Origin of the sequence: Gluconobacter roseus NBRC 3990, from assembly GCF_006538885.1 — a bacterium.
In the GTDB taxonomy this organism is placed as follows: Bacteria; Pseudomonadota; Alphaproteobacteria; order Acetobacterales; family Acetobacteraceae; genus Gluconobacter; species Gluconobacter roseus.
The window spans coordinates 785,128-796,960 of sequence record NZ_BJLY01000001.1; the positions used below are offsets into that span (position 1 = coordinate 785,128).

General features: G+C 63.0%; 7 protein-coding genes. 2 read left to right on the forward strand and 5 right to left on the reverse strand.

Going from position 1 to position 11,833, the window contains the following annotated elements; all coding sequences use genetic code 11:
- Nucleotides 1-3 precede the first annotated feature (3 nt).
- From GRO01_RS03455 to GRO01_RS03475, 5 genes are all read right to left on the reverse strand, one after another.
- Nucleotides 4-951 carry a hemolysin family protein gene (locus tag GRO01_RS03455; RefSeq protein WP_141306763.1) on the reverse strand — a complete coding sequence of 316 codons (948 nt, stop codon included), beginning with the start codon at nt 949-951 and terminating at the stop codon, nt 4-6.
- On the reverse strand, nt 948-1,454 hold the full coding sequence (ybeY, locus tag GRO01_RS03460) for an rRNA maturation RNase YbeY (protein ID WP_062509257.1): 507 nt from the start codon (nt 1,452-1,454) through the stop codon (nt 948-950). The genes GRO01_RS03455 and ybeY overlap by 4 nt, the downstream gene beginning before the upstream one ends.
- On the reverse strand, nt 1,423-2,601 hold the full coding sequence (locus GRO01_RS03465; protein WP_062509255.1) for a PhoH family protein: 1,179 nt from the start codon (nt 2,599-2,601) through the stop codon (nt 1,423-1,425). Before GRO01_RS03465 ends, ybeY begins: the two co-directional genes overlap by 32 nt.
- Nucleotides 2,595-3,995, reverse strand: coding sequence for a tRNA (N6-isopentenyl adenosine(37)-C2)-methylthiotransferase MiaB (miaB, locus tag GRO01_RS03470; RefSeq protein ID WP_083541363.1), 1,401 nt, complete (start codon nt 3,993-3,995; stop codon nt 2,595-2,597). The genes GRO01_RS03465 and miaB overlap by 7 nt, the downstream gene beginning before the upstream one ends.
- A gap of 269 nt (nt 3,996-4,264) precedes the next feature.
- On the reverse strand, nt 4,265-5,221 hold the full coding sequence (locus GRO01_RS03475; protein ID WP_062509253.1) for a lysophospholipid acyltransferase family protein: 957 nt from the start codon (nt 5,219-5,221) through the stop codon (nt 4,265-4,267).
- A gap of 307 nt (nt 5,222-5,528) precedes the next feature.
- Between GRO01_RS03475 and GRO01_RS03480 the strand changes: the two genes are divergently transcribed.
- Complete coding sequence (locus GRO01_RS03480; protein ID WP_244926364.1) at nt 5,529-7,688, forward strand: autotransporter assembly complex protein TamA; 2,160 nt, start codon at nt 5,529-5,531, stop codon at nt 7,686-7,688.
- Nucleotides 7,688-11,833, forward strand: a complete 4,146-nt coding sequence (locus GRO01_RS03485; RefSeq protein ID WP_062509251.1) for a translocation/assembly module TamB domain-containing protein — start codon at nt 7,688-7,690, stop codon at nt 11,831-11,833. Before GRO01_RS03480 ends, GRO01_RS03485 begins: the two co-directional genes overlap by 1 nt.

Consider the following 11,833-nt stretch of genomic DNA (forward strand, 5'->3'; position numbering starts at 1 on the left):
CCGTCAAGAGCCCCGGTCATCTTCCTGCGTCTTGAGAGTGGGAAGCGGCTTGTTTTCCCAGCCATCCGGCACCCGCATGCGCAGGGAACGGATATGCCGCGCATCCGCATCCAGCACGCGGAACTCCAGACCGCTCTCATGGGTCAGCACTTCATCCTTGGCCGGGACATGCTCGGCCAGACGGAAGACCAGACCACCAACCGTCTCGATCTCGGCTTCGCGTTCGGCATCCGTCAGCACGGCGCCAAGGCGCTCCTCAAGCTGCCGGACGGGAAGGCGGGCGTCGATATCGAACGAACCATCCGGGCGCTCCACCCACATGGTCGTGACCGGATCGTCATGCTCGTCGGAAATGTCGCCCACGATGGTTTCGATCAGATCCTCGATCGTCACGAGCCCGTCGATGCTGCCATATTCGTCGATGACGAGGGCCATGTGCATCTGGCGCTGACGCATCTGTAGCAGCAGGTCCAGCACCGGGATCGTGGGCGCGATCATCAGCGGCTGACGCAGGAGCGGTCGGATGTCGAAGGCTTCCGGATCGCCGACATAGGCGATCAGGTCCTTCACATGGATCATGCCGGCGATGTCGTCGAGCTGGTCACGATAGACGGGAAGGCGGGAATGGTTTTCCCGGCGCATCAGGTCGAGGGCTTCGTTGAACGGCAGAGCCTCGGGCATGGCGACGATGTCAGCGCGCGGGATCATGACGTCATCCGCCGTGATGTCCCGCAGACGCAGCACGTTCATGATGAGGGCGCGTTCCTGACGATCCAGCTCCGGCTCGTCGCCCGCTTCTTCGGCTGGGTGTCCGGCTTCCTGAACGAGAGTGGCGATGGACTCACGCAGGCCCTGATCGCGGCCGCGGCGGTTGAAAAGTCCGAAAAGTCCGCGGGAAGGGCGGCTCTTGCCTGACTCTTCGGGCAGGCGATCGTTTGAATCGTCACTCATATCCGGACACTCCCAGCCTGCTGCCAGTTTCCCTGGCGCCACGGGTCCCCGAAACCAAGGGACCGCAGGGTGCGGGTCTCAATTCCTTCCATTTCCCGGGCCTCGCCGGGATGATGATGGTCGTAGCCGGCAAGATGCAACGCGCCATGCACCACAAGATGCGACAGATGCGCCCGCAGCGAGCGTCTGGCTGCCGTGGCTTCACGGCGCACGGTCTCGTAACCGAGCACGATGTCACCGCCATGCACGGGCGAAACGGGCTCGAACGTCAGGACGTTCGTGGGCTTGTTCTTGTCCCGAAAGCGCGCATTGAGGCGCTTGACGATCCGGTCTGTCGCCAGAAGGATCGAAGGAGCCGGAGACTGCGTGAAGTCGGGTCCACCCTGACGGGCGACCGCGACGAGGGCGCGCCGGATTGCACGCTCCGTCCCCGGAACCGAGGCGCGCCAGCGGGCGTCCTCGATGATGATGTCAGTACCGGCGTGTCGACTTGGAGGTTCCATTGTTTTCCCGGCGCAGCCTGTTCCGGAACACGTTCCGGGGGGCTGGCGCTTTCTGTTCATAGGCATCGACGATACGGGCAACCAGCGGATGGCGCACCACATCTTCGGAAGAAAAGCGCGTGATGCCGATTCCCTTGATGCCTTCGAGGGTCTCGACTGCTTCACGCAGACCGGATGATACACCATTCGGCAGATCGATCTGACTCAGATCGCCCGTGATGGCCATGCGTGTGCCTTCGCCCATGCGGGTGAGGAACATCTTCATCTGGGCTGCGGTCGTATTCTGGGCTTCGTCCAGAATGACGTAGGAATGAGCCAAAGTGCGTCCGCGCATGAAAGCGAGCGGTGCCACCTCGATCTCACCTGTCCCCATGCGGCGCACCACCTGATCGCCCGGCATCATGTCATGCAGGGCGCCATAGAGCGGACGCAGATAGGGGTCGATTTTTTCGCGCATGTCGCCCGGCAGGAAGCCGAGGCGCTCACCGGCCTCGACGGCCGGGCGCGAGAGAATGATCCGGTCCACCTGTCCGGCGAGCGGCATGCCCACAGCCTGCGCCACAGCCAGATAGGTCTTGCCCGTACCGGCCGGGCCAATGCCGAACACCATGTCGGTATTGGCCAGCATTTCCATATAGGCGGCCTGACCATGCGAGCGGGGTGCGATCACGCCGCGCTTGGTCTTGATGGCGGGCAGGTCTCCGAATGCCGTCGCAGGTGCGTTCTGCGGCTTGCCCTGACCTTTTTCCGGACGACGATGACCGTTATGGCGCGGTCGCTCTTCAGGTGCCGGACGGGCAGGGCGCTGCTCGATCGGGGGTTCCGGACGGCTCGGCAGGGCCGTCAGGCGGATGACACCATCGACCTGCGAGGCATCGATCGTGCCGCCCTGTTCGAGCTGGTTGTACAGCGCGATGATCGCCGCCTGCGCGCGCCCCACGGATTCCGTCTCGCCCGAGATGGCGATCTTGTTGCCACGACAGGACAGTCTGACACCAAAACCTTCCTCAAGCCGGACGAGATGCCGGTCATGGTCCCCCAGCAGGCGCTGGAGCAGGATGTTGTCATTGAAGCGAAGGGCAACGGTGCGGTTGCCTTCGGAGCCAGTGCTGGTGGCGGCGGGACGGGTCGGGTGCGTTGTCAGCAAGCGGAGGCTGTCTCCCGGATCAGGGTGCCGCCCAGGGAATTGGTGCGGCGCGTGGTGATGGCGACCTTGACGGTGGACCCGATCAGATGATCCGGCCCGTCGAAATGAACGGGTTGCAGATAGGGGGAACGCCCGGCGATCTGCCCGGGCTTGCGGCCCCGGTTCGTCACCAGGATTTCCTGCACCGTTCCGACCATGTCGGCATTGAAGGCATCTTGCTGCTCGCGCAGAAGCGCCTGCAGTTCGGCCAGACGGCGATCCTTCACGTCCTCGGGCACCTGCATCGGCTGACCGGCAGCCGGCGTGCCGGGACGCGGGGAATATTTGAAGCTGTAGGCCATGGCGAAACCGATATCGCGCACGAGCTGCATGGTCGCTTCGAAATCCTCTTCCGTCTCGCCGGGATGGCCGACGATGAAATCAGAAGACAGGGCCAGATCCGGGCGGGCGTCACGCAGCTTGCGGACGCTCTCGCGGTATTCGTCCGCCGTATGACCGCGGTTCATGGCCTTGAGGATCCGGTCCGAGCCACTCTGCACGGGAAGGTGCAGAAACGGCATGAGGGCCGGATTGTCCCGGTGTGCGTCGATCAGGCTCTGATCCACGTCGCGGGGATGGGACGTCATGTAGCGGATGCGGCCCAGACCGGGGATCTGTGCGAGCTGTTCGACCAGCCCCGCCAGCGTGGCACTTCCGCCCTTGCCGTCATCGCCGTGATAGGCGTTGACGTTCTGTCCGAGCAGCGTGATCTCGCGCACGCCACTTTCCGCCATCCGGCGGGCCTCGGCGAGCACCGAAGCGACCGGGCGGCTCGTTTCCGCGCCGCGGGTATAGGGCACCACGCAAAACGAACAGAACTTGTCGCAGCCTTCCTGAATGGTGAGGAACGCCGTCAGGTTACCCTGCGTCTGGGGGGCGGCATCTGTGGGCAGGAAATCGAATTTCTGCTCGACCGGGAAGTCGGTCTCGATCACGGCACCACCGGCACGGGCGGCGCGAGCCACCATTTCGGGCAGTTTGTGATAGGTCTGCGGGCCGAGCACCAGATCTACATAAGGCGCGCGGGAAAGAATAACTTCACCCTCCGCCTGAGCCACGCATCCCGCAACCGCGATGATGGTGCGGTCAGCCCCATGGCTCATCCGTTCGTCACGGATCTTGCGCAGGCGCCCGAGTTCGGAAAAGACCTTTTCGGTCGCCCGTTCGCGGATATGGCAGGTATTGAGAATGACCATGTCCGCATCTTCGGGTCGCTCGACCGGTCCATAACCCAGCGGGCGCAGCACATCGGCCATGCGCGCGCTGTCATAGACGTTCATCTGGCAGCCCCATGTGATGACATGCAGGCCGCGGCGGGCAGAGCCCGTCTCGGCATGATCTGGGGAGGCGGGCATGGTCGGGGAAGTCGGGGCGGTCAAGGTCTCGGTCCGGGAATGGCAGAATCAGGCACACACATCGGGGCAGGCATCCACGGGGTCAAGCCTGTTCCTGGGAACGGCATACCGAATGCGACGGGCCGACGGATTATCAGACGGGCCTGAATGGGTATCACCACCTCCGGACACGCAGGCTGGATTGCCACCGTGTCATGAGCCGAAAGTGGCGTGCGGGCAGGCTTCAAGTCAAGACAAACATGATGACAGGGCGCGGTTTCGCGCAGATTTCAGGACTCGGTCGCGTTCGGTAACCCGCGTCGGAGTTCCGCTGCGCCGCCGTTGACGGCCGCGAAGGTCGCCTGTGACAGCTCTTTGCGGGAACGGAAATCATCCGGCGTGATGGGCTCGTGAAGCATCAGCGATGCGCCCATGGACCGCCACTGGCCGAAGGACCAGAGGTGAGGGGCGAGGTCCATGTCGCCATACCATGAGAAGACATTTCGGCGGCTGCGCCCGACCGGCAGGCCTTCCAGACTGTCATAGACCACGGAAACAGGCTGAATCAGCACGGGGGGGGCCTTGGGAAGGCCGACCTGTTCCAGTCGCCCGGGTTTGGCGACGGCAAAAAACGAAGACAGGAACGGCAGCACGCGTGAACCGTCCGAAGATGTACCTTCGGGGAACAGGACGATGTCATCCCCGTCCCACAGGCGTTCGGCCATGTCCTGCAGCTCGCGGCCGGTTTCCTGACGGTTACGGCTGACGAAAATGGTACGGCCCAGCCGGGAAGCGGTTCCGATGAGCGGCCATTTGCCGACCTCACCCTTGGCGACAAATACGACGGGAAGCTCGCTGCCGATAATGGCGATATCCAGCCAGGAGCAGTGATTGGCGACGAACACGACAGGGCGCTTGCCCTCTCGGACGTCCCTGGCCGAGCGGATGCCACCAGCGCTCTGTCCGATGACGCGGGTTTTGATTCCCAGAATCCGGCACACGCCTTTCCAGAAAATGCGCGGCATCATGATTTTCAGACGTCCGGGCAGGCGGATCAGAATGGCCTGGATGCTGCAGGTCCAGAATGCCCAAATCAGGACGAGCGACAGACGCAGGGCACAGCGCAGACGGCTGTACAGGGAGGACGACGTTGTCGGCTGGAAAGCCGGAAAATCGGCATTTCCATCCAGGACGGGACGGTTGTGACCGCGCCGGCCATTCGGTGTCTTGGCATCACGATGGGACATGGGTGCTGAGTGATACGGTTTTCGCGGGGTCGACACAATCTTGTTTGTTCCCGCTTGCCGGCAGGGAGCCGCTTTTGCCGGTGAGCAAGAACAGGGCCGTGATATGGTAATGGCAGCTGATAAGGCATTTTCCGGACCGCTCCTGTCCGGGAGGACTTGACAGGAAACGCCGTGCAAGGTTCCTCGGACGGTAGCAGTCCTGTCGTTCGGTCTGCGCTCTCGTATCCGGCTTTCATGAGCTGGAAGTGCCCTCAAGACGATTTCAGGACGCACGGTGAAATCAGGCCGCCGCCCAGTTTCTTTTTCTGTGTCATTTGCCTCGATGTCCTGCGCGCTGGGCATCGTGACGGTTTTCTGTGTGCCGCTCTCAGCCGAGGCGAAGGCCTCGAAACCGGCCGTAAATGCAAAGCCGGTCACGGACGGGACATCTGACCCAGCCATTCCCTATGCCGTCACCCTGACGCCGACGAAACAGGCCGATCTGGATGCGGCGATCAGCGCATCCTCGCAGCTCAAGTCACTGCAGACGTCCCATACCGTCGGAGCCTATGCCCTCGCCGGGCGTATCCGCAGCGATTATGAGCGGGTCAACAGTGCGCTTGAATCGCAGGGATATTACGCGGGATCAGTGAAGATCAGCGTCAAGGCGGGGTCGCAGACCGTGGACGGTAAGGATCCCTCCCTGCCGGATATTCTCAAGGCGCTGGGCAAGAGCCAGAAGGTTGCCATTACGATCTCGGCCACGACCGGCCCACGCTTCAGTCTTGGAGACGTGGCGCTGACAACGCCGCCGCAGGAAGCGCCCGCAGCGTCCGTTGCGGCACCTGCTCCGACCGCGCCGACAGTAGCGGCCATGTCGCAGCCGGCCGCGAAAGCGCCTGTGAACAAAGCCCCTGCCAAGGGAACCCCCGATCAGAAAGCCGCAACTCCGGCGCCTACGGCCACAACAGTCGCCGCAACGTCCGAACAGGCCATTGCCCAAGCGGAGCCGGTCAATCTTCTCCCCGAGGAGCGCAAGGCCTTTGGTTTGAAGTCAGGGCAACCCGCTGTGGCGGCTGATGTGCTGGCGGCACAGAACAGCCTGCTCAACCAGCTTCAGGAAGAGGGCTATGCCACGGCAAGCGTGTCCACGCCGCTGGCCTATCTGAAGCCGCAGTCGCATACGCTGGATGTCGTGTTCAGGGTCAATCGGGGCCCGAAGGTCGTGATCGGTCCGGTCGGCATGACAGGGCTGAAACAGACTAATCAGCGCTACCTGATGAACCGGCTGGAGCTCAAGGAGGGCGAGCTGTATCGTCCGTCACGGATCGAAGCCGCACGGCAGGATCTGGCGAGTACAGGCGTGTTCGCCTCCGTGCAGGTCCGCAACGCACCGCCGATCATCACGCTTCCCCCGGGCAAGACCCTGATGCCGGGCATCCTTCAGGCCATGCCGATCGAGTTCAGTTTCAAGGAAGCCAAGCGGCGGACCCTGTCGGCTGAAATTGGATATTCGACCGATCTGGGCGGGCGTGTTGGTGTGAGCTGGACGCATCACAACCTGCTGGGCAATGCCGAACAGCTGCGCCTGACGGCCCTGATCACGGGGCTTGGCGGCTCCGCCCAGCAGGGCTTGGGTTATGATGTCTACGCGGATTTTATGAAGCCGGACTTCCTGTCCAAGGGGCAGAATTTGAGCGTGCGTCTCGAAGGCATCCGCCAGCTTCTGTACTCCTACCATCAGACTGCGATCATTGGCCGTGCCGGGTTGAACCGGCATGTCGGAAAATACTGGAACGTCTCGGGCGGCGTGATGGGTGAGCAGGAGCAGATCCAGCAGTTCGGGGACACGCGGAGCTACTTCATTATCGCAGCCCCTCTGAACGCCACATTCGATAATACCCGGCTCTCCAACCCGATCGACCCGGCAACGCATGGTGTCCGCGCCTCGCTTTCGGTCACGCCCTCAGAATCACTTGAGAGCGGATCGTCGTTCTTCACGCTGCTCTCCGCGCAGGTCTCGACCTATTTCGATCTGAAACATCTCGGCATTTCCCGCCCCGGACGCAGCGTGATTGCCGTGCGCGGGATTGTAGGCTCGGTGCAGGGCGCATCCACCTACCAGATCCCGCCCGATCAGCGGCTCTATGCCGGTGGTCCAGCCACGGTGCGCGGGTTCCGCTATCAGGGCGTCGGGCCGCAATATGGCAAGTCCAAATACGGCATCGGTGGCACGTCGATGGATGCGGGCAGCGTCGAGTTCCGCCAGCGTCTGCCGATGAATCTCGGTTTCGCCGGGTTCGTGGATGCCGGTCAGGTTGGGACGGGATCGCGGCCGGGGCAGGGCACGCTGCGGGTCGGCTATGGTGGTGGCGTGCGCTATTTTACGCCGATCGGCCCGATCCGCGTGGATGTGGCGCTGCCGATGAACCGTCCGGCTTACGGCGATAAGTGGGAACTGTATTTCGGCCTCGGGGAGACGTTCTGATGCGTGTTCGCAGGATTCTTCTCCGTGTTGCGGCCGGTCTGGTCATTGTCCCTGTGGGACTTGTGGCCGTAGCAGTTACGGGGGTTCTGGTCGGGATTAACATCTCGCCCGGCCAGCGCCTGATCGAGCGCAAGATCGGCCCGCTGACGGGGGGCATGGTCGAGATTTCCGGGCTTTCGGGCTTTCTGCCGCATCATCTGGCGGTGACGAAGCTGCTCATCAAGGATACGAAGGGCCCCTGGATCGAGCTGGATAATGCCGACCTGAAATGGTCGCCGCTGTCGCTGATCCACATGGACGCAAAGATCGCAAGCCTGACTGCCGCGCGTGTGGCCATCCTGCGCAAGATGGTCTCTGCGCCGGATACGACGCCCGCAAAGCCCACAACAACCAGCACGACACCGTCGAAGCTGCATCTGCGCGTCGATCTGGCGTCCCTGCATGTCGGGCGGCTGGACATCGGGCCGGACTATACCGTCACGCCAACGGCTTTTTCGCTGGATGGTCACGCCCATATTCACAGCATCGCGCCATTCATGGATGGCGTGACGGTGAAGACGCTGCCGGTCATGGACGTGGCGCTGGCCCTGAAGCGGCTCGACCAGCCGGGCAGCCTGACACTGAACGTCCAGACACCGAAGAAGCGCATTGCAGTCGGGGCGCGGTTCCAGGAAGGCGATAACGGTTTTGCCACCACACTCGGGCAGATGCCGCAGCTTGATCCGCTGGACCTGCACCTGAACCTCAACGGGCCGCGTACGGGGGCAGTGCTGGATTTCGGTCTGGGTGCAGGTCCGATCAAGGCGTCCGCCAGCGGGACGATGAACCTTCTGACCCGTGTCGGGGATCTGCATGTAAAGGCTAACGCGCCGTCCATGACGCTGCGTCCGGGCATTGCGTGGAACACGATCGCACTGGATACGGACCTGCACGGTCCGCTGACGGCGCCGAACGGGCAGGGCGTTCTGGATATCGACTCCCTGAGCGTGTCGGGCGCTGGAATCGGGCATCTGCATGCGCAGTTCGAAGGCGTCGAGAGCGATCAGCCTGATGATGCGACGGGCCATCTGACAGCCTCCCTGGACGGGCTGAGAATCCCGGGCTCCCAGCCCACGCTTCTGGCGTCCGCGCCTCTGACTCTGGATGTTCTGGCGCACCCGCTGGCACCATCCGCGCCGATCGTGGCGAAGCTGGATCATCCGCTGCTCCATGCCACGGCCACAGCGGATCTGAAGCCTGCTGCGAAAGGACATCTGGATCTCGACCTGCCGGATCTGCGCCCACTGGCTGCCATGGGCAAGACGGACCTCAAAGGCAGTGCGGGGCTGCATGCCGATTTTGCCATGCCGGTCACGAAGCAGGACGATCTGATGCTGAAAAGCACGGGAACGCTCGCGATTACGGGTGGTCAGGCACAGGCCGTGAACCTGATCGGCAAGACAGGCACGTTCTCGGTCGATCTGACGAAATCCCCCGCCAATGTCCTGACGCTGAAAAGCTTCGGACTGGATGGGGCGGCCCTGCACATGCTGGTGTCGTCCGTGATCGACATGGCCCATGGCAACCGGATGCAGACGAAAGCCTCTGTCCAGTTGCCCGATCTTGCCAAGGCCAGTCCCGCCATTCTTGGCAATACGACGCTGACGGCCACGGCAGATGGTCCGACCGATGATCTGGCGGTCAAGGCCGACCTGAACGGGGATTTCGGCACAAAGGAAGTCGCGAAAGGGCCGGTGACGCTTCATGCGGATTTCCAGCATCTGCCATCCCATCCTGATGGCACGCTGACGGCCAAGGGCACGCTGGACCATGCGCCACTCGTCCTCGATACCGCGCTGCAGCAGGATGATGCGGGTGCCTACCATCTGGACCTCAACACGCTGGACTGGAACAGCCTGAGCGGGAAGGGCAAGCTCCGTCTGCCCAAAGGTGCGAAAGTCCCGCTCGGGGATCTGGACATCTCGATCCGCAATCTGGGTGATTTCCGGCGTCTGATCGGGCAGGCGATTTCAGGTCACCTGACGCTGGGTCTGCACACGACGGAAGCCGAAGGTGCACCGCCTGTCGTGAAACTTGGTCTGGACGGGATGATGTCGATGGCGCAGGCTGCCGTCCAGTCCCTGAAGGTCAGCGGTACCATTACCAATCCGATCGACGCACCCGAACCGTCCCTCGTGCTGGATCTGGCCGGAATGCGCTATCAGGCCATGACGGGCAGGGCGCATGCCACGATCAAGGGCCCGCAGACCGCCATGGCCATTGCGCTGAACGCGGCCTTCCAGAACGTGATGGATGCCCCGGCGAATATCGACACGGCCCTAGTCCTGAACGTGCCCGAAAAGACGGTGCGCCTCGGGCAGCTGACGGCGCTGGCCAAGGGCGAGAGCCTGCGTCTGAGCCGCCCGGCCGTGGTATCCTTCGGCAAGACGATGGGCGTGGATCATCTTCTGGCGACGGTGGCCCCGCAGGGCGTCGCGCCGGCGACGATTGATGTTGCCGGCACGATCAAGCCGGCACTCGCGCTCACGGCCCGTCTGGACCACATCACGCCTGCGGTCGCAAAGCCTTTCGCGCCGGATCTTTCGGCAACGGGCGCAATTTCGCTTAACGCGAAACTCGGGGGAACGCTGGCCGCGCCGACCGGTACGGTGTCGCTGAACGGGCGTGATCTGCGGATGCGGACCGGCCCTGCCGCGTCTCTCCCGGCAGCGCAGATCCTGGCCAATGTGGGTCTGGCCGGAAGCTCTGCAAAAGTGGATGCAACGCTCGGAGCAGGGCCATCCGTCGCGCTCGCAGTGCGGGGAACGGCGCCGCTGTCCAAGACAGGGGCGATGGCCCTTGCGACTACGGGGCATGTTGATCTGTCGGTCGGAAACGCCGTTCTGGGGGCCAGCGGCATGGGGATGGCCGGCAAGGTCGGTATCAACCTTAATGTCGCGGGCACGGCCGCACAGCCGCAGGCCACAGGACAGGTCACGCTGGAGAACGCGTCCTTCGACCACTATGCGCAGGGCGTGCATCTCAATCACATCAATGGTGCGCTCGTTGCGTCCGGCGACAGCATCGCGATCAACCACATCGTCGCGCATGCAGGGCCGGGCACCATTGCCATGGATGGTTCGGTGGGTGCATTCCGGCCGGATATTCCGATGGATATTCATGTCACGTCTGACAATGCCCGTCCGGTTTCCAGTGATCTGCTGACCGCGACGGTCAATACCGACCTGCATATTCATGGGCAGGCCACGACGCGGCTTGACGTGGACGGGAAGGTCACCATTCCCAACGCCACGATCAATATTCCGGATTCCATGCCAGCCTCCGTGCCGCAGCTTGAGGTGATCCGTCCCGGGCAGAAACCGGCTTCTACTTCCAGCTCGAGCCTGATCATCGGACTGGGCGTGGACGTGATTTCGCCGGGCGAGTTCTTCGTGCGCGGCCATGGCGTTTTTGCAGAAATGCAGGGACGTCTGCGCGTCCGTGGCACAAGTGCAGAGCCTTCGGTCAATGGCGGCTTCGATCTCAAGCGCGGCAATTTCAACCTGGGCGGGATCAACCTCAACTTCACCAACGGGCGCGTGGCATTCAACGGCTCGGGCGTGAACCACAAGCTCGATCCGACACTGGATTTCCGGGCCGACCGCAATGCCAGCGGCACGCTCGCGAGCCTTCTGGTGACGGGCTATGCCAGTGCGCCGAAGATCGACTTTGCCTCCACACCCAGCCTGCCGCGCGATCAGGTCCTGTCCATCCTGTTGTTTGGAACTGACAGCCACTCGCTGTCTACGACACAGCTGGCGGAACTTGGCGCGGCCGTGGTGCAGCTTGCGGGCGGCTCGGCCTTCGATCCGCTGAGCAAGGTCCGTAACCTGCTGGGGCTTGACCGTCTGGCCGTGGGGGGCGGTAGCGGTGTGGATAATGGCGGCACCAGTGTCGAGGCCGGGAAATACGTCATGAAGGGCGTCTATGTCGGCGCCAAGCAGGCGACGTCCGGTTCCGGCACGCAGGCTCAGGTGCAGATCGACCTGACGAAGCGGCTGAAGTTCAACACGACGGTCGGCACGGGTGGTCAGGTCACGGGCTTTACGACACCGGAAAACGATCCCGGGTCGAGCATCGGTCTGTCCTACGGCTACAGTTACTAA